29 protein-coding genes are annotated in these 23,952 nt (G+C 44.9%); 23 read left to right on the top strand and 6 right to left on the bottom strand.

From position 1 onward, the window contains the following. Nucleotides 1-5 precede the first annotated feature (5 nt). From QL234_RS16570 to QL234_RS16560, 3 genes are all read left to right on the top strand, one after another. On the top strand, nucleotides 6-1,142 hold the full coding sequence (locus tag QL234_RS16570) for a hypothetical protein (RefSeq protein WP_281558930.1): 1,137 nt from the start codon (nucleotides 6-8) through the stop codon (nucleotides 1,140-1,142). Nucleotides 1,143-1,438: 296 nt separating this feature from the next. Then, nucleotides 1,439-1,885: an Hsp20/alpha crystallin family protein gene (locus tag QL234_RS16565; RefSeq protein WP_281558929.1), complete on the top strand. Its 447-nt coding sequence runs from the start codon at nucleotides 1,439-1,441 to the stop codon at nucleotides 1,883-1,885. A gap of 193 nt (nucleotides 1,886-2,078) precedes the next feature. After that, nucleotides 2,079-2,768 carry a DUF6058 family natural product biosynthesis protein gene (locus QL234_RS16560; RefSeq protein WP_281558928.1) on the top strand — a complete coding sequence of 230 codons (690 nt, stop codon included), beginning with the start codon at nucleotides 2,079-2,081 and terminating at the stop codon, nucleotides 2,766-2,768. A 29-nt stretch (nucleotides 2,769-2,797) separates the two neighbouring features. Here QL234_RS16560 and QL234_RS16555 read toward each other — a convergent pair whose 3' ends face one another. Then, the gene (locus QL234_RS16555; RefSeq protein ID WP_281558927.1) at nucleotides 2,798-3,229 is read right to left on the bottom strand and encodes an SRPBCC domain-containing protein; all 432 of its coding nucleotides are present in this window, start codon (nucleotides 3,227-3,229) and stop codon (nucleotides 2,798-2,800) included. A 168-nt stretch (nucleotides 3,230-3,397) separates the two neighbouring features. Here QL234_RS16555 and QL234_RS16550 point away from each other — a divergent pair, with 168 nt between their 5' ends. From QL234_RS16550 to QL234_RS16530, 5 genes are all read left to right on the top strand, one after another. Continuing rightward, a complete protein-coding gene (locus tag QL234_RS16550) occupies nucleotides 3,398-3,751 on the top strand; it encodes a metalloregulator ArsR/SmtB family transcription factor (RefSeq protein WP_281558926.1) in 354 nt (117 codons plus the stop codon). Continuing rightward, nucleotides 3,748-4,185: an SRPBCC domain-containing protein gene (locus QL234_RS16545; RefSeq protein WP_281558925.1), complete on the top strand. Its 438-nt coding sequence runs from the start codon at nucleotides 3,748-3,750 to the stop codon at nucleotides 4,183-4,185. The genes QL234_RS16550 and QL234_RS16545 overlap by 4 nt, the downstream gene beginning before the upstream one ends. A gap of 118 nt (nucleotides 4,186-4,303) precedes the next feature. Then, a complete protein-coding gene (gene astE, locus QL234_RS16540; protein WP_281558924.1) occupies nucleotides 4,304-5,380 on the top strand; it encodes a succinylglutamate desuccinylase in 1,077 nt (358 codons plus the stop codon). 214 nt (nucleotides 5,381-5,594) lie between these two features. After that, nucleotides 5,595-6,608, top strand: a complete 1,014-nt coding sequence (locus QL234_RS16535; protein WP_281558923.1) for an AraC family transcriptional regulator — start codon at nucleotides 5,595-5,597, stop codon at nucleotides 6,606-6,608. 278 nt (nucleotides 6,609-6,886) lie between these two features. Continuing rightward, complete coding sequence (locus tag QL234_RS16530) at nucleotides 6,887-8,257, top strand: cytochrome c peroxidase (protein WP_281558922.1); 1,371 nt, start codon at nucleotides 6,887-6,889, stop codon at nucleotides 8,255-8,257. 148 nt (nucleotides 8,258-8,405) lie between these two features. Here QL234_RS16530 and QL234_RS16525 read toward each other — a convergent pair whose 3' ends face one another. From QL234_RS16525 to QL234_RS16510, 4 genes are all read right to left on the bottom strand, one after another. Then, a complete protein-coding gene (locus QL234_RS16525) occupies nucleotides 8,406-8,588 on the bottom strand; it encodes a hypothetical protein (RefSeq protein ID WP_281558921.1) in 183 nt (60 codons plus the stop codon). Nucleotides 8,589-8,703: 115 nt separating this feature from the next. Further along, on the bottom strand, nucleotides 8,704-9,192 hold the full coding sequence (locus tag QL234_RS16520) for an energy transducer TonB (RefSeq protein ID WP_281558920.1): 489 nt from the start codon (nucleotides 9,190-9,192) through the stop codon (nucleotides 8,704-8,706). A gap of 142 nt (nucleotides 9,193-9,334) precedes the next feature. Further along, a complete protein-coding gene (locus tag QL234_RS16515) occupies nucleotides 9,335-9,640 on the bottom strand; it encodes a type II toxin-antitoxin system RelE/ParE family toxin (protein WP_281558919.1) in 306 nt (101 codons plus the stop codon). Beyond that, on the bottom strand, nucleotides 9,640-9,888 hold the full coding sequence (locus QL234_RS16510; protein WP_044836260.1) for a type II toxin-antitoxin system ParD family antitoxin: 249 nt from the start codon (nucleotides 9,886-9,888) through the stop codon (nucleotides 9,640-9,642). Before QL234_RS16510 ends, QL234_RS16515 begins: the two co-directional genes overlap by 1 nt. 477 nt (nucleotides 9,889-10,365) lie before the next feature. On the opposite strand from QL234_RS16510, the gene QL234_RS16505 reads away from it, so the two are divergent. From QL234_RS16505 to QL234_RS16480, 6 genes are all read left to right on the top strand, one after another. Then, nucleotides 10,366-11,547 (top strand): thiamine pyrophosphate-dependent dehydrogenase E1 component subunit alpha, encoded by a 1,182-nt coding sequence (locus tag QL234_RS16505; protein WP_281558918.1) that lies wholly within the window; start codon nucleotides 10,366-10,368, stop codon nucleotides 11,545-11,547. A gap of 2 nt (nucleotides 11,548-11,549) precedes the next feature. Continuing rightward, a complete protein-coding gene (locus QL234_RS16500; protein ID WP_281558917.1) occupies nucleotides 11,550-12,527 on the top strand; it encodes an alpha-ketoacid dehydrogenase subunit beta in 978 nt (325 codons plus the stop codon). A 10-nt stretch (nucleotides 12,528-12,537) separates the two neighbouring features. Next, complete coding sequence (locus tag QL234_RS16495; protein ID WP_281558916.1) at nucleotides 12,538-14,133, top strand: dihydrolipoyllysine-residue acetyltransferase; 1,596 nt, start codon at nucleotides 12,538-12,540, stop codon at nucleotides 14,131-14,133. A gap of 366 nt (nucleotides 14,134-14,499) precedes the next feature. Beyond that, nucleotides 14,500-14,706: a hypothetical protein gene (locus QL234_RS16490; RefSeq protein ID WP_281558915.1), complete on the top strand. Its 207-nt coding sequence runs from the start codon at nucleotides 14,500-14,502 to the stop codon at nucleotides 14,704-14,706. Nucleotides 14,707-14,772: 66 nt separating this feature from the next. Beyond that, entirely contained in the window at nucleotides 14,773-16,041 is a 1,269-nt protein-coding gene (locus tag QL234_RS16485; RefSeq protein ID WP_281558914.1) for a hypothetical protein, read from the top strand. 239 nt (nucleotides 16,042-16,280) lie between these two features. Beyond that, a complete protein-coding gene (locus QL234_RS16480) occupies nucleotides 16,281-16,880 on the top strand; it encodes a Crp/Fnr family transcriptional regulator (protein ID WP_281558913.1) in 600 nt (199 codons plus the stop codon). Nucleotides 16,881-16,977: 97 nt separating this feature from the next. On the opposite strand, the gene QL234_RS16475 is transcribed toward QL234_RS16480, so the two are convergent. Beyond that, nucleotides 16,978-18,429, bottom strand: a complete 1,452-nt coding sequence (locus tag QL234_RS16475; RefSeq protein WP_281558912.1) for a glycosyl hydrolase family 18 protein — start codon at nucleotides 18,427-18,429, stop codon at nucleotides 16,978-16,980. 499 nt (nucleotides 18,430-18,928) lie between these two features. Between QL234_RS16475 and QL234_RS16470 the strand changes: the two genes are divergently transcribed. The 9 genes from QL234_RS16470 (at nucleotide 18,929) to QL234_RS16430 (ending at nucleotide 23,907) form a co-directional block, all read left to right on the top strand. Then, on the top strand, nucleotides 18,929-19,543 hold the full coding sequence (locus tag QL234_RS16470; RefSeq protein WP_281558911.1) for a hypothetical protein: 615 nt from the start codon (nucleotides 18,929-18,931) through the stop codon (nucleotides 19,541-19,543). 172 nt (nucleotides 19,544-19,715) lie between these two features. Beyond that, entirely contained in the window at nucleotides 19,716-20,195 is a 480-nt protein-coding gene (locus QL234_RS16465; RefSeq protein ID WP_281558910.1) for a hypothetical protein, read from the top strand. A gap of 254 nt (nucleotides 20,196-20,449) precedes the next feature. Next, complete coding sequence (locus QL234_RS16460; RefSeq protein WP_281558909.1) at nucleotides 20,450-20,929, top strand: hypothetical protein; 480 nt, start codon at nucleotides 20,450-20,452, stop codon at nucleotides 20,927-20,929. A 299-nt stretch (nucleotides 20,930-21,228) separates the two neighbouring features. Continuing rightward, nucleotides 21,229-21,774 (top strand): type VI secretion system amidase effector protein Tae4, encoded by a 546-nt coding sequence (locus QL234_RS16455; protein WP_281558908.1) that lies wholly within the window; start codon nucleotides 21,229-21,231, stop codon nucleotides 21,772-21,774. Next, entirely contained in the window at nucleotides 21,771-22,013 is a 243-nt protein-coding gene (locus QL234_RS16450) for a hypothetical protein (protein ID WP_281558907.1), read from the top strand. Before QL234_RS16455 ends, QL234_RS16450 begins: the two co-directional genes overlap by 4 nt. A 120-nt stretch (nucleotides 22,014-22,133) precedes the next feature. Further along, a complete protein-coding gene (locus QL234_RS16445) occupies nucleotides 22,134-22,295 on the top strand; it encodes a hypothetical protein (RefSeq protein ID WP_281558906.1) in 162 nt (53 codons plus the stop codon). Nucleotides 22,296-22,614: 319 nt separating this feature from the next. Continuing rightward, the gene (locus tag QL234_RS16440) at nucleotides 22,615-22,950 is read left to right on the top strand and encodes a helix-turn-helix domain-containing protein (protein ID WP_281558905.1); all 336 of its coding nucleotides are present in this window, start codon (nucleotides 22,615-22,617) and stop codon (nucleotides 22,948-22,950) included. Next, the gene (locus QL234_RS16435) at nucleotides 22,928-23,242 is read left to right on the top strand and encodes a hypothetical protein (RefSeq protein WP_281558904.1); all 315 of its coding nucleotides are present in this window, start codon (nucleotides 22,928-22,930) and stop codon (nucleotides 23,240-23,242) included. The genes QL234_RS16440 and QL234_RS16435 overlap by 23 nt, the downstream gene beginning before the upstream one ends. Before the next feature lie 35 nt (nucleotides 23,243-23,277). After that, on the top strand, nucleotides 23,278-23,907 hold the full coding sequence (locus tag QL234_RS16430; RefSeq protein ID WP_281558903.1) for a hypothetical protein: 630 nt from the start codon (nucleotides 23,278-23,280) through the stop codon (nucleotides 23,905-23,907). Nucleotides 23,908-23,952: the final 45 nt, after the last annotated feature.

Below are 23,952 nucleotides of genomic sequence, written 5' to 3'. Positions count from 1 at the left end.
AAGATATGAAACAAACTCACTTAATCAGTACGCTAGTGGTAGTTGCGCAAAGTTTAGTGATACCCGTTGCCTATTCCAGTGTTGAAATCAGTCTGGGAGGCGGCAGTGATAACAATGCCTTCCGCCTTGCCGATAAATTCGCGCCGGAGTCGGGACGCTTTTATAAAACGACTTTCTCCTATCGGGACAAATTCGATAATGGTCTATATGTCAACCTTAAAGCGACCAAGACCACTTTTGAGTCGAAAATGGAAAATGCTGACCACGATAAACAGGATGTTAAACTTGGTTTCCGGCATACCTTTGACAATACCAACAAGTTTAACTTTGCCGTTTCCGGCAGTAACTATGACAAGACCTATATCAGCCGCTCTACCGGGCAGGTCGGAACATCAGGCGGAAAAGAAATCGAAGACAGATATGATAACCGCTGGTGGCGTTTGCAATCGGATTACACCTTTAATCTCAATGAGAAGCACAGTCTGAACCTGTTTGCCGAGTTGCTCAACAAGGATTATGAAGAGGTCGATGGCTCAGATTCATTATCCAACCTGGATTACCGGCAGTTGGGCACCGGCATACGCTGGTTTTATAAACCCGCGAAAAGCTGGCGCCTGGAGACCTCCTTCCGCTACCGGGATCGCGAATATGACGATAAAAGAGCCCGGGATGATGACGGCAAGGCTATAGAAAATTCCGAGTTAAGTTATGATTATTACCGCTTGTTGCTTTCCGGGATATGGAGCATCAATAAACAGCACCGCCTGGTGCTAAGGGCATACCGGGAAGATCTGGAAGATAGTCACAGCGGTTATTACGACCGTGAAACCGTCAATGCCTCTTTGACCTGGCGCTACCGCTGGGATAAAAACAATACCTTGACCACCCGGTTGCGATATATCGATTACCGTAACGCCAATGATCTCGCCCAGGATGAAAGCGAGCAGGACGAGGATGAAAACAATTCGGTCGATAACCACGGTACGATCTTTTCTGTCGATTACCAGCGGTTGTTATGGAAAAACAAAGACTATAAGGTCAACGGTTATGTCAAAGGCAGCTGGTATAACTATGATGCGCCAAGGGATATTTATCAGTACCAGCGCAGCATTGTTGAGCTGGGTGCAAGTGTGAAGTTTTAACCGGCATTTTTTGTGAGCAGTTAATGCTCCCGGGTCATTGAAATGGTCCTGGCACAGGAAATAATTTCTCTTTTGCCAGGGCCATTTTTTATTGTCTTTACACAGGGGAAATAACCTAGTTTCCCTTGATCCAGATCAAGTCTTTTCACGGCCAAATTCTCCTGCAAGGCTATAATTTAATTGCTGTTTAGGAATACTTATGGGGAGGTTTGTCCGGGAAAACTCCGGGCTTACCTGGTTTATTTTTATCATGAGGTTTTGTGGTAATTTTCTTGTGAAAAGAAAGGAGAATGATCATGAACTTAATCAAACGTAAATCTGCATTTCCATCCGTGTTTAACGATGATTTTGACAGCTTGTTTCAGGGGTTCTTTCGTCCGGTATCAGGCTTAGATGTTGCAGGCAAAAAACATAATATGCCGGCGGTAGATATTGATGAAAGCGAAAACAGCTACTTGTTACACGCCGAGTTGCCGGGGTTTGATAAAGATGACATCAGCGTGGCTATCCATGACGGTCAGTTGAGCATTAAAGCCGAGCACAGCGATGAAAGCGAGGAAAAGCAAAGCGGCGGAAATGTGCTGAAAGAAAGACGTTTTGGCAGTTATTTCAGAAGCTTTAACTTTGGCCAAAATATCTCTGAGCAGGATGTTACGGCTAAATATGATAAGGGGGTGCTGGAATTGACGATTCCCAAATCGCCGGTATCGGAGCAAAAAGCCAAACAGATTGAAATTCGCTAACCAGGCGGTAAGAAATTTGTGGCTCAGGGCAGACAAACAGAAAACACATTCTTTCAATATAATATAAAAAAATATCTTGCTGTTATGTCGCCTGGGCTGCAACCTTCCTTGTTAAACAGCCATAGTTCGAGCTGTATCGAAGCAAGTAAAATGGACGGTGTTATCCTGCGTTAAAAAAACAGGAGTTATCACCATGAAGTTTCAGGCCGCTTGCTTGACTGAATATTTAAACGACCATTTCTATACCCGCTCACAACTATTAATCCGGGCTAAGTTAGACGAGAGCAGTTTTGAGCGCTTGCTTGCTAAAAAGATCATGCCCGGAGCTTCGTACCGGATGAAAACCACTTTAGTGCTGGACTCTTTTTTTGGCGAGCATTATCAGGAAGAAGAAAGACAATATTATGCCAAAGGATATGTGGGCTGGTTGCAATACCTGCTTGCCCTGGAGCTTGAGAAAGCTGAAAAGCAGGATATAGCAGCAATTGTTTTTGCTGATTTTTGCTCAAGGTATCAATCAAGGCTGGCGGCCTTAGCGGCGCAAGGTTTTCACTTGCCAGTGATGGCGAACAAAGCCCGGCTCGATGCTCTGCTGTTGTCGGAGTGGCAACACTTTCTTAGCGGCACCTATGGCTTATGTACCCGTTCGGGATTGCCGGAAGATATTGCCACTAAGGAGCTGGCGATCACTATGATAAAAGCCATCGTAGGGGAAGCGCTTGAACTTGACCTTACAGCGCTGACGCCAGAGCAAAGGCGGCAATTAATTCGCCTGGTCGATTTACTCGACCAGGCGAGCAGTGCCTTTGCTCCCCACGAAGTGAAGCGCAGCTCTCGCGAGCGATATATCAACCAGGTGCGGCTGAAATATAAACTCAACTAAGGCGGGCGGTTACCACACCCGCTGTGCTGTTAAAGGGTATTAATCTGAATATCGTCAGGGAAGGGGTGGCCGCTGCCCTGGTCTAAATATTGTCTCAGGCTTAACATAAACGTCGCCCATTTCATCGAACACAGGGCATAAAACCCGGATTCATCCTTCCAGTTCAGGTGCTGAAAATAAATGGCGGTTTCCCCTTCATCAGCAAGGGTGAATTTGATTTCTGTACCCAGCCACTCCTCATGGCCGGCAATGCATTGCCAGTGTACGCTATGATCTGTCATTGACAGTACTTTCATATCGGGGCCCTGGCCGTGAAAACGAAAAGCTAAAGTGCCGCCTTCACCGGGATCGCCGCTGACATCCCAGGTCCACCATGCTGCCAAGCCTTCCAGAGTATTGAGGGCTGCCATGGCTTTTTCCCGGCTGGCCTTGACGCCTATTTTTAATGCGATATTACTCATGAACTTTCTCCTGATGTCTGTATTTATGAGCTTTACCTGTACATAGTGTAGAGAAAATATACCGGGTTAGTATCGGAATGCAGATTATTTTTAAATTTAATTATCATATTGAATTTTAAAGTTAAATTTCTTTGTTGTTTCATTTTTTGTTCGCTATACTTTCCAATTATGGAAACTAATAAACGATTAGATCTGATTTTTTCTGCCCTGGCAGACAGCCGGCGGCGGGCGATGCTGGAGCAGCTGTCTGAGGGTAAGAAGTCTGTCGGTGAACTGGCAGAGCTATTTGACTTAACGCTGGGGGCAATATCAAAGCATGTTTCCCTGCTGGAAAATGCCGATATCATTTATAAAACCAAGCAGGGGCGAACCGTTTATTGCCATATGAATTTTGACATCTGGCAGGAAGTGTCCGCTTATATCAGTATGCAGGCCAGTTTCTGGCATAACCGCTTAAATGAATTGGAAGCGTTCGTGCTTAGCAAAAAAAGTACTATCAATGAAAAAAGGAAATCACCATGAAAGCCGGTGAGTTAGTGATTAAAAAAGTTTTTAACTGTTCTAAAAGGGAATTATTTGATGCCTGGTCCCAGGTGAGCCTGTTGTCAAAATGGTTCTTCGCCGCTCCGCAAAAATATAAAGACTCCAGGGTGAGAAGTAATTTTACCGTTAACGGTGAATATTCACTCACCATGTTTTTTGAAGACGGCTCTGAAGCCTCAATTTGGGGGCATTACCAGGAAATTACCCGCTATTCGGCGATTGTGATGTCCTGGAATTCAACCATCGCCAAAGACAGCCTGGTGGAGCTGGGCTTTAGCGAGCTCTCTGCCAACCGGGCACAATTAATCCTCAGGCATACCCTATTTCCCGATGAAGCATCGAGATCGGCTCATCAGCAGGGATGGCTGGCATGTCTGGCGAATCTTGAAAAGCTATTCGATGAAAGGGAATAATTATTCACAGCCCAGGCGGCTCAAGGCCTCAACAAACCTTCAACAAAAGAATAACACACGATTTTATCAAAAATTTCGGGTACACTAATGCGCTTATTTGATCAGGAGAGTATGCCGAATGAAGTCATCGTTACAGCAAGAATTACAAACCACCGGGGATTTTCTCGCCTTAACCCGGGCAAATGAATGGTCAATTGACAGTACTTTTTCATTTGAAGTGAGCTGCAAAAAAACGCAGGCCAAAAGCAAGGTCAGCGTATTAGATACCGGCATCATCGTTTTTGAACCTTTAGATCATGTTTCCAGTAAAGATATCGTTTTATCCTGTGCGGTACACGGCAATGAAACTGCGCCGATTGAGATTTGTACCGATTTAGTCAAGCAGCTGATTTTAGGTGAACTACACCTGCAAGAGCGGGTCTTGTTTTTATTCGGTAATCCGGCAGCGATTAATATCGGCAAACGTTTTGTTGAAGAAAACCTCAACCGTTTATTCTCCGGCGCCCACTCTTTACCCCAGGGGGATGCGTCCGGGCTGATCAACAAAGAGCGTCACCGGGCACTGGCGTTAGAAAATGCCGTGCGGGATTTCTTCACTCAAGGCAGTGACATCTCATCTGAGCGCCAGCGTTACCACTATGACTTGCATACCGCTATTCGCGGTTCAAAAAATGATAAGTTTGCCGTTTATCCGTTCAGGCACGGCCAGCCGTGGAAAAAAGAGCAGCTGCAGTTTATGCTTGCCTGCGGTGTTAATACCATCTTACTCAGCCATTCGCCGACCACCACCTTCAGCTATTTCTCGTCCAATGAATTTGGCGCCGATGCCTTTACCGTGGAACTTGGAAAAGTCAGACCTTTTGGTGAAAACGATATGGCAAATTTTGCCGGTGTCACGCAAACCCTGACCCGGTTTATCAGCGGCGAAGATCTGCAGTTAAAAGACTACAACAGCGAAGACTTCAGTATTTTTGAAATTTACCAGACCATCAATCGTGAGCAGGAAAACTTTACCCTGCATTTTGCCGACGATGTTGAGAACTTTACCGACTTCCCACAAGGTTATCTGCTGGCAACCGACGGTGATATCGAGCACAGGGTGAAAAAAGCCGGAGAGGCAATTATTTTCCCCAATGCTGCTGTTGCCATTGGTCAGCGGGCGCTATTAACGGTTATTCCCACCGATATCGACTAATGCCTTCATTGCCTGTTTGGCATGCTTATATGTTAAACAGGCAAGTTGCTTTTCCCCCCTGTATTTTTTCTCCTGCATTACAAGTCTGGCAGTACAGAGGCTGTTCTTTTTTATATTTTATACCTATCGGTAAAAAATTATTGAAATAATTTTTGTTGTTTCCATGTCTAGATAAGTTCACAACAGGTTTAACTTATTTTAGGTATAATGGAATATGCCCGGCAGACAACTTCATTATTTTAACGATCTTGAATTTCCTACCACACATATTGCGATCTTGTATCGCTGGCTGCTGCAGCAGGGTTATCATGAGCAGGAGTTATTGAGGAACTTGCCTCAGCTGCGGGATATACTCAATGATGCCGACGGTAAGCTGGCCTTCTCTGTGCAAAAGCAATTTATGGTCAATGCCATTGAGCTTACCGGCAATGATATGCTGGGTTATGAGCTGGGACGTTATATCGGCGAACACTCTTTTGGTTTAATGGGTTATGCCGTTAAATGCTCGCCAACATTAGATAAAGCACTGGATACTTTAAGTCGCTATTTTTCTTTGAGAAATAGTTTGTTTGAGCTTAACAAATGTCTTAAAAAGAATGAATGTATCTTAAAGGTGGAGCAGGGGGCTGAGTTTGGTGAAGTCGGCCCGTTTTTGTTCCTGATGTTTATCAGTGCCAATATTACCCTGATAAAAGGCACCGGCGGATATCTTACCTCGGCGGTAAAATCCATCCATTTTAGTTTTCCCCGTCCTAAAAGCTGGAGCAGGGCGCTTTTTCCCAATATCAGGGTGTGTTTTGCTGCCAGGTTCAACGGTATCGTTTTCCATGAGCAAGCACTGCATAATCCAATTGCTTCGAATGATCCCGTCAGTTTGCAAAACCTCACCGAATACTTTGACCTTAAACTCTCTGCCAAACCCGGTTGTGATTTTATCGGCCGGGTACGCAAAGCGATTATTCAGCAAGGAAATATGAGCGCGAGTCAAAACGATATTGCTGCGCTGATGGGGCTTTCGCCCCGGACGTTACGCCGTAAGCTGCAGGAATCGGATATCACCTATAAAGAGATCCTCAATGAAGTGCGAACCGATAAAGCTATCAGTTTATTACAAAATGATAAGCTGCGTATTTATCAAGTCAGCGAGCAGATGGGTTATACCAACTTATCGAATTTTCGCCGGGCATTTAAAATGTGGACCGGGAAAACCTTTAAAGACTTCAGGTAAATGGCCGGGATAACTCCTGCTGTCCTGTTGCATCTGCAGCACTGGCCAAAAAAATCCCCTGATTACCTAAAATGACTCTTATTGGCCTTGAAGGTGTCTATTTTTAACCGCCCGCCTCACCGATAGTATCTATAGTCAAACGCTTTTGTTTGGCCGGATATGATGATTTTCTCTCGAACCTAATTATAAATAACCAGAGTTTAAAAAGTCTCTCGATTGAAAACTATCGATCATCAAGGAATTGGTGGCACTCACCATTGACATTACAGGAGAAGAATATGATGTTTTCAAAATTAAAAAAATCGACGCTATTGTTTGCTCTGCTTACGGGAGCTTCGGTTTCGGGGGCAGCGCAGGCAAATGTTTACAATGTTGATTATTACTTAAGAGCAAAGCTGCAACATCACCAGGTTTTTCCGGTGACTCCCCCGGCAACCCAGCCGGCGGCTTTAGTGGAGTTAGGGCGTAACCTGTTTTTTGAAAAAGAAATTTCCGGGCGTCGCAATATGTCCTGCTCTACCTGCCACAGCCCGGTGCTTGGCTCTGCCGATGCCCAAAGCCAATCCCGGGGGCAGGGGGCGATAGGCTTAGGGCCGAGCAGGCGCAAAAATGGCGATGAATTCTTTCAGTTCTTGCCGCGAAATACCTTAAGTTTATGGAACCGCGGGGTGGCTGGCTGGGATACCATGTTTTGGGATGGCCGTTTAGGGGGTACCCCGGCCACCGGCTTTTTCTCTCCCGCCGGTGCCGATACCCCGCAAAATTTCAGTAATGCCCTGGCGGCATTTTCGATTATTCCGGTAACGCCTGATGAAGAGATGCGCGGCTTTCCCGGTCAGCCAGACGTATTCGGCCAGCCGAATGAAATGGCCGGACTCACCAATGACGATTTTGCCCAAATTTGGCCGTTAGTGACCGCGCGGGTTGTTAATAATGACGGTTATAATGACCTGCTCGCCGCTGCTTTTCCCGGCGTTAAGGACGAAGATATCGATATTACCCATATCGCCGAAGCTTTGGGCGCCTTTATGACCGATGAGTTCACCGCCTTAAACTCGCCTTTTGACCGCTACTTAGCCGGTGATAATAATGCCCTGTCAGTAAATGCTAAAAAGGGTGCGTTATTATTTTATGGTCGGGCAAATTGTGCCAGCTGTCACAGCGGCGGCTTGCAAACCGATTTCGACTTCCATAATATCGCTGCGCCCCAGGTAGGCACCGGCAGAGGAGAGGCGGCGCCATTAGACTTAGGGCGTGGTGCCATTACCAATAACCCGGAGGATAACTTTAAGTTCCGTACTCCTTCGCTGCGTAATATTGAATTGGAAGCGCCGTATTTCCATAACGGGGCCTTTGCCAAGTTAGAAGATGCCGTGCGCCACCATCTTGATCCTAAGGCTTCTTTAGCCAGCTATGACGACAGTCAGGTTGAACCTGAGCATGTGGGAACATTCCAGGATGATCTGAGTACAATCTTTAGCTTATGGTCGACAGTCTCCCCCAGACTGGCGGTCACGGGTGAGCCGTTAAATGATGATGAAATTGACAATTTGATGGCTTTCTTATCGGCACTTACCGATCCGTCGTCACTGAACATGCTTGATTCGGTGCCGGATAAGCTACCCAGTGGTTTAACGCTGGCGGATTAATTTTTGCTGTTGTTAAGACTAAGAAAGGTAGCGGCAATAGCGGTAAGTGATGTCGCCGGTGCTTTATGACAGAACCCGGCAGGCATTTATGTGATGAGCTAAAGATACCATACTAGCCGGTATCTTTAGCATTACTGTTAAGACTTATTTATGCGTCGGCATTGTCGTTATCGCCTGGAATACAAGCAAATGGACCATTTGATTGATGACAACCACAAGTCCAAGTCCAGGTCCAGCCTGCACCGCCCACTTTTTGCGTCACTGCTACAGGCAATACATTTTGATCTTTGGTTAAATTTTTAAGTTTCTTTTTAGTTAATTTAATTTTCATAGATCTCTCCTTGTAAATAGCGGCACTTAATTATGCCAACCCCAAGCTACTATATTTCACCTGCTGTGTAAAACTTTTGTTAATTGTAGGTGATTAAAATGATAACATTTATTTGTCACTTACCGGGATATGTTCTTGTTACGGTTTTTTTACCAACAACGGGAACGACATCTGTTCCGCTACAGCTTTTGCTGTTGACTAAGGCTGTGATATCACATTGTTTCTCACCCTGTTTCTCAATGCAAAATTCAAAACGGGTACGGGTTTTTACCGGGTTTGCTATGGTGCCCTTTTTTAGCTGTGACCAGTTCCAGCGACTCAGGGCCTTTTTGGCCTCCCTGGCAAAATAGCGATTACTTGCCTCTAACACCTGGATATCTTCAATCAGGTTATCCGGGGTGATCACATAAGCTAAGGTGACACAGCCATCTTTATCGGCCTTGGCGCTTTCAAGGGGATATAAAGGCTCAATCCGTTTTAATTGCTGCCATTTCTCGGTCAACAGCTCGGCTTCTGTTAGTGGCAGCTCTGTGTGGCCGGTTGGCGTAGTGTTGCAGCCGGTTAAAACCAATAGGCCGAGAAAAGTTAAAACATGAGGTTTCATAAGCGGACGTCCCTGTAGTGGTGGAAAAAGTTAAATCTTGAAGGTGGATGATTATCCATATAAAACAATGCATTTCAACTGCTTATCAGCGATGCTGTCAGGTAAGAAAACTATAGTAATACTGAGCCTGGTTGATTTTCAGTTAATAGTTACTGGAATGAAAATAATGGATAATGTCCATTTTTTTATGGGGAATGCCTATGATATCTATGCCTTGGTGATGGATAAGGTAAAAGATAACATGCTGTCCTTGTGCGAAGCTGTAATAACCTTCATGGATGTCTGCTCTATGCTTGCCAAGCTTTGGGTTTTCCGCAAGAGTATTAAAGGCTGCTTCCAGGTTTTTAAGGTAAATGTTTCGTTGGTTTTTCCCCCATTGTTGTTCCGTATATCGAGCTATATTTTTTAGAGCATCACGGGCTTGGGGTGTGACCCGGTATTTTGCCATTACTCGTTATTATCTAAATCGGCAATTAATGAATCCATAGAAAAGTCATCAACGAAGTCCCCTGAGGCAGCTTGTTGAGCCCCTGTTGCCAAATGTGCTCTTAGGGCGGCCAACTTAGTTTTACGCTCTTCCATAGTGCGCAATGCATCGCGAACAACTTCACTGGCGGAGCCGTAACGGCCACTGGCTATTTCATCTTTAATGAAGGCTTCCCAATGCTCGCCCAGGCTGAGACTTGTCGTGGCCATATCTACCTCAATTATTCATATTTAACAAATTTGAATATAGCTTGGATAATAAAATAAGGCAATGCAGGGAAGTAAAGGGTAGCCACAGGGCGGGGGGGTTATGAAAGTTAATTAATCGCTATTCGCTAATATTTATTCATTTGCCCGATATTTTCTTCGCCCGGGACATTCGTGACTTTTTAGCAATTTATCCAGTTGTTTATTCTGCTTTTTATCAGGTTTTTCATCAGCTAAGTCATCACCTGTGTCTTTAAACTGTAAACTTAACTGCTCAAACTGGCCGGTAAATCTTAGCGCTTTTCTTTGCTAATGCTTGAATATCAGTTTACGTAAAGGTAAAGTGCTGGGCGATTATTACATGACAACAAGCTATAACTCGAGTGCTGCTAAAGACTGCTGTCTAAGGACTATACTACAAGCAGCTAGATTTAAGGATAACTCACCTTGCCCCGCAAGGCTTATAATAAAGAGAATGTTATGAACACTGAGATATATAACGAAGGGCCGGTTGTACACAAGCCTGTTTTTATTGACGGTCATTCAGTTGAAATTCCAATCCTCAAAGTATTACAACAAGATGGCACCCTGTATCCGGGGGCAGAATTACCCGAAATCGATCAGGAATTAGCCACTAAGGTATATAAAACTTTGGCTTTTCACCGGGTATTGGATGAACGTATGGTAGCGGCCCAGCGTCAGGGACGGGTCAGCTTCTATATGGCGGCACTGGGCGAAGAAGCCACCAGTGTCGGCGGTGCGGCGGCGTTAAAAGATCAGGACATGATCATGGCCCAGTACCGCGAGCAGGGCGCTTTAATGTTCCGTGGTTTCTCCACTGAGCAGTTTATGAACCAGATGTTCAGCAATGAAAAAGATCTGGGTAAAGGGCGTCAGATGCCGATCCACTACGGCAGCAACGAACTTAATTACATGACCATTTCTTCTCCGTTAGGCACCCAAATTCCACAAGCGTCGGGTTATGCCTATGGTCAAAAATTACAAGGGTTAGATGCCGTTACTATTTGTTATTTTGGTGAAGGCGCCGCATCAGAGGGCGACTTCCATGCCGGTTTAAATATGGCGGCGGTGCATAAAGCGCCGGTTATTTTCTTCTGCCGCAACAATGGTTATGCCATTTCTACTCCGTCTGACGAGCAATATGTCGGTAACGGTATCGCTTCGCGCGGTGTCGGTTACGGCATTAAAACCATTCGTATCGACGGTAACGATATCCTGGCGGTAATGAAAGCGGTGCAGCTGGCGCGTGAATATGCGTTAAAAGAAAGTGCACCTGTGATCATCGAAGCTATGTCTTACCGCCTGGGCGCGCATTCAACCTCTGATGACCCGTCCGGTTACCGTACCCGTGAAGAAGAAGCGAAATGGCAGGCCCATGATCCTATTCTACGTATGAAGAACTGGATGCTGGCGCAAAAATGGTGGGATGAAACTCAGGAAGAAACCTTGTTTGAAGGTTTACGTGAAGAAGTATTGGCTGCGGTAAAAGTGGCTGAGAAAATTGACAAGCCTGAACTTCAAGAAATGGTTAATGACGTTTACGATGTTCCACCTAAGCATTTACAAGATCAATTGGATGCGCTGGCTGAGCACATCAAGAAATATCCTGATGCTTATCCTGTCACTTCAGGGAGATTATAATTATGGCGCAAATGAATTTATTACAAGCAATTAATAATGCGCTTGATATTGCAATGGCGGATAATGATCGCGCCCTTTGTTTTGGTGAAGACGTTGGTCATTTTGGCGGCGTATTCCGTGCTACCAGCGGTTTGCAGGACAAGTACGGCAAAGACCGGTGTTTCAATACCCCGCTGACCGAGCAGGGCATTATCGGTTTTGCCAACGGTCTTGCGGCCCAGGGCAGTGTGCCGATTGCCGAAATCCAGTTTGCCGATTATATTTTCCCGGCGTTCGATCAAATCGTCAACGAATCCGCCAAGTTCCGTTACCGCAGCGGTAACGAATTTGATGTTGGTAACTTAACAATCCGCAGCCCTTACGGCGGCGGTATTGCCGGTGGTTTATACCACAGCCAGTCGCCGGAAGCCTACTTCACCCATACCCCGGGTCTGAAAGTAGTAGTTCCCCGCAACCCGTACCAGGCCAAAGGTCTGTTGCTGGCGTCTATCCGCGACGACAACCCGGTGATTTTCTTTGAACCTAAGCGTTTATACCGCGCTTCTACCGGTGAAGTACCGGAAGAAGATTATCAATTGCCATTAGGTAAAGCAGACGTGGTCACCACAGGTGACGACATCACCTTGCTTGCCTGGGGCGCACAAATGGAAATCATGGAAAAAGCCGCAGAAATGGCTTCTGCCGACGGCATTTCCTGTGAAGTGATTGACCTTCGCTCTATTTTACCTTGGGACGTAGAAACCATTGCTAACTCGGTTACTAAAACCGGCCGTTTAGTGATCAGCCACGAAGCCCCGGTAACCAGTGGTTTCGCCGGTGAAATTGCCGCCACCATTCAGCAGGAATGTTTCTTACACTTAGAATCGCCTATTGAACGTGTTTGTGGCCTGGATACCCCGTATCCGCTGGCGCAGGAAAAGGAATATATTCCGGATCACTTAAAAGTATACGAAGCGATCAAACGCAGCATCAATTACTAGGATTATCAGCATGAGCATTGATTTTATATTACCCGATATCGGCGAAGGTATCGTTGAATGTGAACTGGTTGAATGGCTGGTAAATGAAGGGGATATTATCGAAGAAGATCAGCCGGTCGCTGATGTGATGACAGATAAAGCCCTGGTACAAATTCCGGCGATGCATGCCGGCAAGGTCGACAAGCTGTATTACAGCAAAGGAGACATTGCCAAGGTACACGCACCTTTATTTGCGATGACGCCTGAAGGCGGCGCTGGCGAAGCGGCTCCTGCGGTTGCAGCTGAGCCGGTACAGGAAGCCGCTCCGGCGCCTGCACCTGAGGCAGCAGCAAATGGTGCCAGTAATGTAGAAGACTTTATCTTACCGGATATCGGTGAAGGTATCGTTGAATGTGAGCTGGTAGAATGGCTGGTAGCCGAAGGCGATGTCATTGAAGAAGATCAGGCGGTTGCCGATGTGATGACAGACAAGGCGCTGGTACAGATCCCCGCCATGCATGCCGGTAAAGTGGTTAAGCTTTACTATAACAAAGGCGATATCGCAAAAGTACATTCTCCTTTGTTTGCCATTGAAGTGGCTGGTGGCGCTGCAAAACCTGCTGCTGCGCCTGCGGCAACAACAGCGTCAGCACCTGTTGCTGCACAAGCCCCTGCGCCAGTGCAAGCGGCGGCTGGTGGTAACGGTGAAGCCAAGAAAATTGTTAACGGTAAAGCGATTGCCAGCCCGGCGGTTAGACGTATTGCCCGCGAGCTTAATGTCAATATTCATGAAATTCCCGGCAGCGGTAAAAAAGGCCGGGTGTATAAAGACGATGTTATTGCTTATAAAGAAGGCGGTGCAGCTTCGGCTCCTGCTTCGACAACTGCACCGGTAACCAGCCCGGCAGCGGCTGTAGAAGGTAGCGTAAAAGTTGAGCCTATCCGCGGTATCAAGGCGGCGATGGCCAAGGCGATGACTGAGTCGGTATCGACCATTCCTCACTTTACCTATTGTGAAGAAATCGATATGACCAATTTGATCAAACTGCGCGGCGAGCTGAAAGAAGTATACGCCAAGCAGGACATCAAATTGACTATGATGCCGTTCTTTATGAAGGCGATGTCGCTGGCATTAAAACAGTTCCCTGTGATCAACTCACAAGTTAACGCCGACTGCACCGAGATCAGCTATTTCAGCGATCATAACATCGGCATGGCGGTTGACTCTAAAGTGGGCTTGCTGGTACCAAATGTTAAGCAGGTACAAACCAAGTCTATTTTAGACCTGGCCAAAGACATCAGCCGGTTAACGCAAGATGCCCGTGACGGCCGCGTTGCCAGCGACGATTTAAAAGGCGGTACTATTACCATCTCGAATATCGGCGCCATCGGCGGTACGGTTGCTACCCCTATTATCAATAAGCCGGAAGCGGCTATTGTGGCCTTAGGTAAAGTACAAAACCTGCCACGCTTTAATGATAAAGGTGAAGTAGAAGCCCGCGCCATTATGCAGGTGAGCTGGTCTGGCGACCACAGAATCATTGACGGCGGCTCTATTGCCCGCTTCAATAACTTGTGGAAGTCGTTCCTGGAAGAGCCTACCAATATGCTGGTGCATATGAGTTAAGCGCTTGCTATAAATGATGATGAAAACCCGCTGCGGCGGGTTTTTTTATTTTCGGAATATTCAGTTTTACGTGATCATATGGATGTGAAAACCGGCGAAGCATATAACCGGTCGAATCCTCTTTTTGTCGCTTAGCCGAGCGAAAAATTCCAGCCAGTCTGTTATTTTTGATCTCAATCAAATAATAACCCTACATTTACTAATTGCTTTCCCTTATGTGACTTAGTCACAGAAGTCTTGTGTCAGAAGCGGCACACTCTCATGGTAATCAAACAACTTGAAAATGATTATTATTATCATTTATGATCCGGTCCGGTTTATAACCGCCCCTGAGCTGACCAACAATTTTTATACGGAGGTAATCTTGTGTCTGGCAACATGACTATTCAACTTAATCCTGAGCTTAACCATCAACTGGAAAAACTGGCCAGGGCCAAACACAGCCCGACGGCATTTTTGCTCGAAGAAGCTATCAATAACTTTATCAAACTGAACCAAAACCTGGATCAGCCCCAGGCGGCAGAGCAGGGCGCTGGCTATGAGGCCGATTTCTTTTTAGGTGCGCATATTTAACTGCGGTTATTAAACACCTTTAACCACCCCATCTTTATTTAGCAGTACACATACAAGGAAAACTTAATGAAAAGTAAACATAAATATTTTAACTCGTTGTTATTGGCGGCAAGCTTATCCGCGGCTGCGGTAACATCAAGTGTTGCGGCAACAGATGTTCCGTTGGAGGAAGAGGGTTTTGAAATTGTTGCCTATTATGGCGATAAGCTTGAAGACCGCGTGGTGGTGGTTGATGTGAACAACATGACGTTAAAAAGCGCCACTGCCACCTACGGCGCGGATCCTTACCCGGTGGATAAAGCCGGTGATTTGGACAAGGTTTACGCGGTAACCCGCGGCAGCAACTCTATGGATGTCATCGACTCGCAAACCTTTGAACAAATCGGCCTGGTAGAGTTGCCCCATTACCCGCGTTCGGCAGAAGCCTATAATGCCCATATGCGCTTGCAGCTGGTCACCGGCGCCGACAAACCTATGGCCAGCCTGATAGATATCGACACAGACACCGTAATTGCCTCGGTGGGTGAAGATGTTGTTTATGAAGCCAACGGCGATTATGGCGGCAGCAATGCGACCGGACATCCGTTCTGGTTCTCCAAGAGAAAGTTTGCCCTGATTGACCGCCCGAACCGTACGATTCATGTGTACAAGGTGCGTTTAAAAAGAAACGGCGAATATAAGGTGACCGAGCTAAGCTCAATTGCAACACCTACTGCGGTACATCACCTGATGCAGGGGGAAAGAAAACGTATCTTTTATGCCCTGGCCGAAGGCTCGGCGCAAAACAACTATGCGCCGCTGGTGATCAAATACAAGATGCAAAAAGGCGTATTAACCGAACTTGCCCAAACCTCGCTGGCGCAAGACTCGATAGAAGTGATGGGCAGCCATCACGCCAATATGCACCCCGACGGACAGCACATGTATATCGGCTCCACCGAAGGCAATTTATATGTGCTTGATACCGAAACCATGACCATAGTGAAAACCATTGAAGTTGGCCTGGGGGCAGGGCACACCACCTTTGCACCGGACAGAAACCTGGCGATTATCACCAACCACAAAGATACTTTTGTCTCTGTGATTGATACCACCACGCACAGCCTGATCAAAAATGTCACCGTAAGCGGCGCGCAGAAAAACGGCACTATTTTGCAGTCTCATACCAGCCTGGTTTCACCGGATATGAACTACTTTTATGCCTTTGCCACCGACAACGGTATTTTCTTTGAACTTGACTTAAATACCCTGGAAGTAAGTCGCACCCTGGAAACCGGCGGTACACCTTTACAAGGCGTATTCTTATGTGACGGCCAAAACTGCTCAGGCATGTAAGGCATTACAGACTTGTTGATTACAGGGATGAAGCCTTATACATGACTAAGGCATGTACCCAGGGACGGGTACCCCCACTTTTACTGATGTGCCACCAGGGAATAGCGGCGTTAACTTTGATTAAAAATAATAACTGTATTCCTGTTCTCAATTATCATACCCATAGCTAAAGCCAGGCGAGTTAATGGCTTAGCACCAGATTTATCAACTTATCTCATGAATGTTAGCGTGGACTCTTTATGAACAAGATACCTTGCGTAGTGAATGAATACGACACCGTTCACTTAAACGCACGCCATAAAGTGTTTGATCAGGGACAGATATGCAGCAACTATATCGTTGTGACCTCCGGCATGGTAAAAGTCTATACCCGTTCAAACGAAGGCAAAGAATTAGTACTTTACCGGATACAGCCGGGGGAGATTTGCGTACTGACCACCTCGTGTTTAATGGGCTACAGCCATTACCCGGCAGAAGCCATTACCGAAACCGAGGTAACGGCTAAGGTGATCCCCCGCAGTGACTTTGAGACACTTGTTGCCCGGTCACCTGACTTTCGCCGTTTTGTCTTTGAAAACTTCAGCCACCGCCTGGTGGATCTGATGTCGCAACTGGAGTTTATTGCCCTGGAAAGCGTCGGTTATCGCTTGAACCAATATCTGCTTAAACACAGTAAGGGGCAAGAACGCATTAGGGTCACCCATCAGGAAATCTCTACCGAAATTGGCTCTGCCCGGGAAGTGGTCAGCCGCCACCTTAAAGCGCTGGAGAAGCAGGATGCGATAAAAATACACCGGGGCGCAATTGAAGTGGTTAATGCCCAGGTTTTACAAAATTAACACAGGCCCGTAAGCAGTGTGAATGAAGTGCAGGCAGGCATTCGTTGTTGCTGGGAAAAGTCGACCGTCAACAGCCGACTTTATTGGTTTTAGCTGGTTACTGGCCGTCAGTGTCGCAGTCGGCTATTTTGGCCCAGGCTTGCCATTCGCCCGAGTTTTCGGCGGGATTGCGCCCTTTGTTCCACCAGTATGACTGGTACAGCACGTTATTGTGCTGCACTTGCTCGTGATTATAAATGACATCGGCACGCCAGTGCGGCACACCGGCGCAATTGCCTGAGTTATCGGGGACAAGCAGGGTATTGCCCAGACCAAAGTTCATGGCGCTTAAAATGTCGCCGTTGTCCTGATTGTATTCCCAGGAGAAAACTCCGGCAAGGCCATGTTCAAGGGCATATTGCGCTTTGTTGGCAACATCTTTGGGATGGTCAAAGGTGACTAAAGCGCTGTCACTGTCGCGGTAGGCATAATGACAGTCGCACTCGGCATTATAAGTTACGGTAAAACCGTTAATTCCCTGGCCTTCACTGCCTATTATTTCTGCAACTAGTCTTTTATAGGTGGCGACACCTTCTTCATCCCAGGTGTTTACTTTTTTAGGAAAGCCGCTTGTGGCTGTACCTCCGAGTAAAGAGCCGGTTGAATTAGGGCTTACGCCATCCCAGCCTCTGGCATACATGGCAACCCCCAGCACCAGCTTACTGGCGGGTACGCCGGCGTCGAGCAGGTTTTTTACGCCCTCGGCGCCGCCATGGGCATTATTGCCATTGGCAGAATGAGCCTGCAGCGCTGTATGATGGCCAATGTTTTGTTTCGACCAACCGCCGAAAAAGTCATAGGTCATGATAAAGATATAATCCATAAACTCCTGGGCACGGGCATAGTTGATGTTGGCAACATTATTCTTGTGCGAGCCGATAGCGGATGTTATTTGGTACTCTCTGCCGGTTTCACTGCCCAGTACCTCAAAAGCACTGCGTAATTCATGCATCAGGTCGGCATACTGTTCGCCTTCTTGCGGCGTTCCCGGCCATTCCCAGTCGATGTCGATACCGTCAAAAACAGGGTTTGCCTTGAGGTAGTTAACCACGTCGTTAATAAATACCGCACGGTTTGCTTTGGTTTTTGTCATAGGCGCAAAAGTGCCCGAGCCGCCCCAGCCGCCGACCGAAGGCAATATTTTGATATGAGGATAGGCTGACTTCAGCGCTGAAAATTTTGCGGCAAACGTTTTATCTATGCTGGTAGGGGTTTCTGCCAATTCATAATCTTGCTTATGGGTGCATAACGCCTTGGCCCTGTCGGTTTCTCCCGGGCCGCAACCGTTAAGAAAAGCGTATAAGATATGGGTGAGGTTATTGCCGTTGATATTGTCGACAGCATTTGGATCTGCCCAGTTGGCAACATATGACGCCATGACTTTACCGCTTGTTTGCTTAAAACTTTGATAACTGCCGGTAAAGTAGTCGTAGGGGTTGTTATCTGCACTCGACAGGCTTGGCCATAAGGCCGATATCGCCATGCCTGCCGCAATAGTTAATTGCTTCATTGTTATCCTTCCTTAGTTGTCGGGTTTGCTTGAACCGTTTGGTTGGCATCACCCGGGTATTCATTGATTCCATTTTTAAAGCCGCGTTTTTCCGGGAAAAAGTCCGCTAGCTGTCTACATATGTATACATAACAGACAGCGTTGTCAATTTTTGTTGCCACTGAAAGTGGTCTCCGGGCATGGTGTGGAATGTCATTTTTTGCTGTTAGCCTGTTCAGGATAATTAACGGTTTACCTGTTTGTTTTTTGTGCTTGTATAGACGATAGAGGGAGCAAGACTTGGCCTTCGGCCCTATACCTTCTGGATAAGCAGAAATGCTTACTCGATATCACAAGCCAACCCGAGAAAAAACAACTGGTTAGCAATTGAATCCACCAGCATAATACTTGTTATGGATGTTCAGCTTTGTATGGTTAGCTGCCGAGAGTATTTGCTGAATAAAAGCTGGTTCATTTTGCAGAGAATTTTTAAATAACTTAATCAAAATAAGGAAGAAAGATGAAGGTTAAACATATTGTATTAGGCATGGTAGCAGCACTTTCCGGCGTAAGTGTTTTAGCATCTGAAGTTGATACAGGAAAATATCAGATCGATACAGACAAATGTGCAGGTACGGAATATATTTATGACGAGCAACAGCAATTGGTGAAGTATGACCCCGCAATTCATACCTTTGTTACCGAAGAAACTGCTGTTTTCTACTCTGGCTCTGCAAACATCCCACATATAAGAATGACAAGCTCTAATAGCAGGGGCACTCATATTTATGTGGTGAACAACCAAAACCAACCTGTAAACCTTTTCTTTCAGGCTAAATACTTTAGTGAAACTAGCGGCGATAAAATTAATATAAACCCCGGAGCTTTCGCTGGAATATTTTCAACCAGTAACGATCCGTTAAAAAGCTCTGGTGCACAGATGCCCGCTGAAAGTTATGGCCTGATAGGTATTCAGACCAATGTTGCCGCATTTGGTACTGGAACGATAAAGTGGGACGCAAGCAGCTGTTTTGATACTGCACCTATTACTGCAACTTTAGAAAATTACTTTAATGGTAGTAGTGGGCGTTACGGCAGCACCATTTATATGATTAACGGCGGTAACCCCTTCTAACTTAGTGAGATTATGAATAATAGCGTCGAAATCATGAGAGTTATATCTTAGGATGTGAGAGTAAAACCCTCCATCCGCATTATATATGGCTGTCATACTATGCTGCTTAAAGGAAGCTAAATTAGGGCGCTATTATTCGTGTACCTGCTAAAGCAATCACATAGGAAACACTATGTCTTTTTTAAATACTCAAAGCCTCCCTGTTGGATATCAAACTAGTGTAGAGATAGTTGATGCTTTTAAAAATGGTGAGCTATTTTTTTTGATAACTAATAAGCATGAAGCTATTTTTCTCAGAAAAGAAGCATGGAAGGTTGGGGATTACCTCGATGAGGATGAGCCGGGTTACAGTTTAGAGCAATTTACTCTGCCGCTCAGTGCAATACCTTGGTTAGTGGATATTATCGAAAATAAGTTCTGGCGAAAGTCTAGCCAGGGAGGTGTGCCAGCAGAAGTTTTACATTACAAAAATACTTTTGATGCTGAAGAGGTAAAAATACGTTTTACTCCTAACTGTCAAAAAGAGTTTGAACCGGGCATAACCATTCTTAATTTATCTAGGCCGGACGGGAGGTCAAAGTATTCAGAGCTTGCTATTCCTTATTACACTTTAAGAGATAAAAGGTTACTCCAAGCGATGAAAAGCATTTAATTTTAAGGATGAATATGGAACCAGGATCATCAAAGACCACTCGATGAGGGGTATCCGTTTGTTTGGCATACTTTTGACTTAGCCGTCAGCATTGGTAAAACAGTATTAATTGAATTTTTCACAATAACCCGGTGAGTTATATATCGTCAAAACTGTTACTACTTCTTTTTCCATAATTTACTGAAATTCTGGAAAATTAGCATCCCGTGACGCTATTTTTCGTATTTCTGACAAAGGAATAATTTAGGAAAACTATGTCTTTTTTAAATACTAATAATTTACCTGCAGGACACCAAGTCATTATTGAAATTTTGGATGCATTTTACCCAGGGTCAATTGTTTACTTAGTAACAAATGAGTATGAGGCCATATTTCTGCGTAAAAGTGTATATCGTGATATGGGCTTTGGTAGCGAAGATGAACCAGGTTATAGCTTAAAACAATTTATTATCCCATTGATTTCACTTCCTTGGTTGGTGGATATTATCGAAAATAAGTTTTGGAAAAAACCTAGTCAAGGAAGGGCGCCTGCCGATGTATTACATTACGGCCAAGTTTTTGATGGCGAAGATATTGAAGTACGCTTTACCCCAAACTGTCTTAAGGAATTTGAACCAGGCATTACCATTACTAACTATTCAAGAGCTCATGGACGTTCAAAGTATTCAACCTTTACCATTCCTTATTACACCTTAAGGGATAAAAAGTTACTTCAAGCAATGAAAAGTGTTTAGTTTTAAGGATAGATATGGAGCTTGGATAATTAAAGACTATTAGAGCAAGCTAGCTTACTGTTCACCGCTGTCTAAGCAGCTTAGAAAATAGCTGTACCCGTGGATTACCTAATCCACAGGTACAGTGTCAAATAAGTTGCCTGAGAAATTGTTTGGCGGTGATACACGGGGATTCTGGTCATCAATTTACGAACTGTTTTCTTTCAACCAAACAGGACATTCAAAATTTTCTACTAGTCATAATTAGTTGATATATCCTATAGTTAGCCAATAAATGCAGAAATTATGGAGGATATGCTGTGTTCAGTTTTGAAAAACTATGGGAATCTCATCCAACTAATACCAATGAAGATAATCCTTGTACAACTAATGGGGAAAAAAATTTCACTAATCAGTGTGCGATTAGAGTTGGAGTAGCACTGGCAAAATGTGGTGTTAAAACATCAAGTATTCCAGGAGCGACACACTGTTGGCATGGCCATGATAAATCTCAAGGTCATGTGATTCGGGCTGAAGAACTGGCCAATGGCCTTAATAAATTTCCTGTTGCGGGAATCCAAAAGGTTATAAAAGTAAACCCGGATGAATTTGCGGATGAATTGCATGGTAAAAAGGGAATTATCTTCTTTAAAGACTATTGGCAAAGGACAACTAATGGGAAAAAGGAGAGCTTTAGAAATAGAAGTGGAGACCATATAGATTTATGGAATGGCCGGAGAATAACTGATTGGCGTTCATGGGCAAGAATCCATGCACGGATGGGAAGCTGGGGGTTGCATTCTTTTGTTCCTGGCTGGTCTGATTTAGAAGATTCCAAATCAATATGGTTTTGGAGGATCCTATGAAAAAAATAATCACTATCATCATAACGACTGTAATTGTAGTGATGGCCGGTTCTTTTTTATTAATTCCTCTTAATGCGTGGATATGGGATTTAAAAAATCTTGAAGGCGGCTATGATGCAGAAATGGAAATGTTTGATATCTTAGTTTTTATTGAGTGGCCTGTTTTACTAATAGCAGGTGTACTTTTCGGAAATTTTTTGTATAAAAAATACCTAACAGGCAAAACCAGCGGACGCTGATCTTCCCCCGCTTTTAACACGTAGTAGAGAGTGAACAGCCTCTGAATTTTTTACCTGACAATGTTGATTAAGGCAGGTAGCATAATGCGACCACATTTATTAACAAAGGAAGCATAAAAAATGTCGGAAGTAGAAAAATTAAGTGAGGGGCGTCACATGGTTTATATGGGCCGTCAAGAGGCGATAGAGACGATTGAATCGTTAGCTTCACAATTAGGCGAAAACACTGAGGGGCCGATTAGAATGTTATTTGTATCAGACGACGCTCCAGATATCGATTAACCAATTTACAAACTTAAGATTTTTAAAAAGTGGGCGAGGGCGTTATTGGTTTTGCCACTCATATCTAAATATGGTGGAATCGTTGCGTTTAAAGCCCACTAAAATAGGAGATGCGGTTCTCTGACAATCAGCCTGGAAGCTGTTTTCTCCTTCGATAGCAGCGCATCTATTTTTAACGGCTCTGACGGCATATTACTTCATCACGTAATGTTGCTTGAAATCCACATTTCTTATATCATCCCCCTCTGCATAACCCTGTACGGGTTACCTATCGCATCTGAATAGATACGGACATAAAAAGAATAAGTAGGGATATTTTATGTTTAGACCAATCACGGGGGCCGACCTCAAGCGCATGAGGCTTTCTGCCAACCGCACCACAGAACAAATGGCCAAAGTTGCCGGTGTTAGCCGGGTTACTTATGAGAGCTGGGAAAAGGGCAAAAGTGAGCCAAGGATGAACCAGTCTTATGCTCTGCAAGCTTATTGCCAGATCAACCTTTCACCTATCTTTAGCCGCTTTGATGAACTTAAAAAGGAATTCGACAGGTATAAAATGCTTGTCGATGATAAGCAACCTAATCAGCTTAGAGCGTCAGCAAGGAAGAATCATCTTAACGGGGAATCAGGGCATGAGCCAGAAACTAGCAGCTAAAGATTTAAAACAAGTTACGGGTGGCAGTGGTATCGATACAGGCATGAAGCCTAATGGCAAGACATTAAGGCCTGCCGACCTGAAAATGGTTTCTGGCGGATCTGGTATTCACAAAGGTGACGACCCCAAAGCCCAAGCTTTAGCAGTGGGTGTGCTTAAGGATGTAACCGGTGGTTCTGGTACTCATAAAGGTGACGACCCAAAGGCAATTAGTTTTACAGCGCCAGTGGCAGATATCCAGGCAGTGTTTTCCTCCAGCTTTGTTAAAGAAGAGGATATAGAAAAGCCCTAGCCAATACCATGTCAGATATAAGGAAGTGATTCTCTATGGTTAAATACAAACTAGTTCTAATACTTGCAGGAGTTCTTTTCGCCAGTACTGCAGTACCACTATACACCGATATACTTATTGCCGGTTCGTTGTTGTTGATAATGCTGCAATACAAAAACAATGATAACGTGAGGCACTTATGCGGCATCATGTTAACAGTGTATCTGTTACAGTTTCTGCTGTTCACATTCGTTATAAAAACCAATAGTGAAACTTTGAGCAAAATGACAGTAAATACCATCATATTTGGTACACACTTTTTAATTGATTTAGTCTTATACGTGCTGGTTTCAAATAGGGTACATTTCACTCGAGACAGATTGAAGGCAAAGGGCAAACCAACTGATCACGTATTCATTTACAGGGCTGAATTTGCCTTAATCAGCGTATTCGCGCTGTTCATGGCTGTGGATCTTCTGGCACTGCTTGAAAATTTTATCAGGCATCTTGATGAATTTGGGGTAAATGCTGAAACTGCCAAGATGTTTAGCGGCTGGAACTGGCTGTATTATCAATATGAGATCTTCAAAGGTATCTTACTGGGGTTAACTTTCTTGTTCCTCTGGACTATCACTATTGGGGAAGGCCAGAAAGAATATAAAAAGGAAGAAATGATCATAAGTTAATATGTTTTGGCTTTAGGTTTTTAATATCGTTAAACAAGTAAAAAC

Origin of the sequence: Thalassomonas sp. RHCl1 (assembly GCF_947387555.1) — a bacterium.
In the GTDB taxonomy this organism is placed as follows: Bacteria; Pseudomonadota; Gammaproteobacteria; order Enterobacterales; family Alteromonadaceae; genus Thalassomonas.
The sequence above is the reverse complement of the archived record's forward strand: the minus strand, read 5'-3'. Positions and strand labels throughout refer to the sequence as shown.

Coding starts and splice junctions, on each gene's coding strand:
- QL234_RS16570 (WP_281558930.1), top strand. CDS start 6: ATGAAACAAACTCACTTAATCAGTACGCTAGTGGTAGTTGCGCAAAGT.
- QL234_RS16565 (WP_281558929.1), top strand. CDS start 1,439: ATGAACTTAATCAAACGTAAATCTGCATTTCCATCCGTGTTTAACGAT.
- QL234_RS16560 (WP_281558928.1), top strand. CDS start 2,079: ATGAAGTTTCAGGCCGCTTGCTTGACTGAATATTTAAACGACCATTTC.
- QL234_RS16555 (WP_281558927.1), bottom strand. CDS start 3,229: ATGAGTAATATCGCATTAAAAATAGGCGTCAAGGCCAGCCGGGAAAAA.
- QL234_RS16550 (WP_281558926.1), top strand. CDS start 3,398: ATGGAAACTAATAAACGATTAGATCTGATTTTTTCTGCCCTGGCAGAC.
- QL234_RS16545 (WP_281558925.1), top strand. CDS start 3,748: ATGAAAGCCGGTGAGTTAGTGATTAAAAAAGTTTTTAACTGTTCTAAA.
- astE (WP_281558924.1), top strand. CDS start 4,304: ATGAAGTCATCGTTACAGCAAGAATTACAAACCACCGGGGATTTTCTC.
- QL234_RS16535 (WP_281558923.1), top strand. CDS start 5,595: ATGCCCGGCAGACAACTTCATTATTTTAACGATCTTGAATTTCCTACC.
- QL234_RS16530 (WP_281558922.1), top strand. CDS start 6,887: ATGATGTTTTCAAAATTAAAAAAATCGACGCTATTGTTTGCTCTGCTT.
- QL234_RS16525 (WP_281558921.1), bottom strand. CDS start 8,588: ATGAAAATTAAATTAACTAAAAAGAAACTTAAAAATTTAACCAAAGAT.
- QL234_RS16520 (WP_281558920.1), bottom strand. CDS start 9,192: ATGAAACCTCATGTTTTAACTTTTCTCGGCCTATTGGTTTTAACCGGC.
- QL234_RS16515 (WP_281558919.1), bottom strand. CDS start 9,640: ATGGCAAAATACCGGGTCACACCCCAAGCCCGTGATGCTCTAAAAAAT.
- QL234_RS16510 (WP_044836260.1), bottom strand. CDS start 9,888: ATGGCCACGACAAGTCTCAGCCTGGGCGAGCATTGGGAAGCCTTCATT.
- QL234_RS16505 (WP_281558918.1), top strand. CDS start 10,366: ATGAACACTGAGATATATAACGAAGGGCCGGTTGTACACAAGCCTGTT.
- QL234_RS16500 (WP_281558917.1), top strand. CDS start 11,550: ATGGCGCAAATGAATTTATTACAAGCAATTAATAATGCGCTTGATATT.
- QL234_RS16495 (WP_281558916.1), top strand. CDS start 12,538: ATGAGCATTGATTTTATATTACCCGATATCGGCGAAGGTATCGTTGAA.
- QL234_RS16485 (WP_281558914.1), top strand. CDS start 14,773: ATGAAAAGTAAACATAAATATTTTAACTCGTTGTTATTGGCGGCAAGC.
- QL234_RS16480 (WP_281558913.1), top strand. CDS start 16,281: ATGAACAAGATACCTTGCGTAGTGAATGAATACGACACCGTTCACTTA.
- QL234_RS16475 (WP_281558912.1), bottom strand. CDS start 18,429: ATGAAGCAATTAACTATTGCGGCAGGCATGGCGATATCGGCCTTATGG.
- QL234_RS16470 (WP_281558911.1), top strand. CDS start 18,929: ATGAAGGTTAAACATATTGTATTAGGCATGGTAGCAGCACTTTCCGGC.
- QL234_RS16465 (WP_281558910.1), top strand. CDS start 19,716: ATGTCTTTTTTAAATACTCAAAGCCTCCCTGTTGGATATCAAACTAGT.
- QL234_RS16460 (WP_281558909.1), top strand. CDS start 20,450: ATGTCTTTTTTAAATACTAATAATTTACCTGCAGGACACCAAGTCATT.
- QL234_RS16450 (WP_281558907.1), top strand. CDS start 21,771: ATGAAAAAAATAATCACTATCATCATAACGACTGTAATTGTAGTGATG.
- QL234_RS16445 (WP_281558906.1), top strand. CDS start 22,134: ATGTCGGAAGTAGAAAAATTAAGTGAGGGGCGTCACATGGTTTATATG.
- QL234_RS16440 (WP_281558905.1), top strand. CDS start 22,615: ATGTTTAGACCAATCACGGGGGCCGACCTCAAGCGCATGAGGCTTTCT.
- QL234_RS16435 (WP_281558904.1), top strand. CDS start 22,928: ATGAGCCAGAAACTAGCAGCTAAAGATTTAAAACAAGTTACGGGTGGC.
- QL234_RS16430 (WP_281558903.1), top strand. CDS start 23,278: ATGGTTAAATACAAACTAGTTCTAATACTTGCAGGAGTTCTTTTCGCC.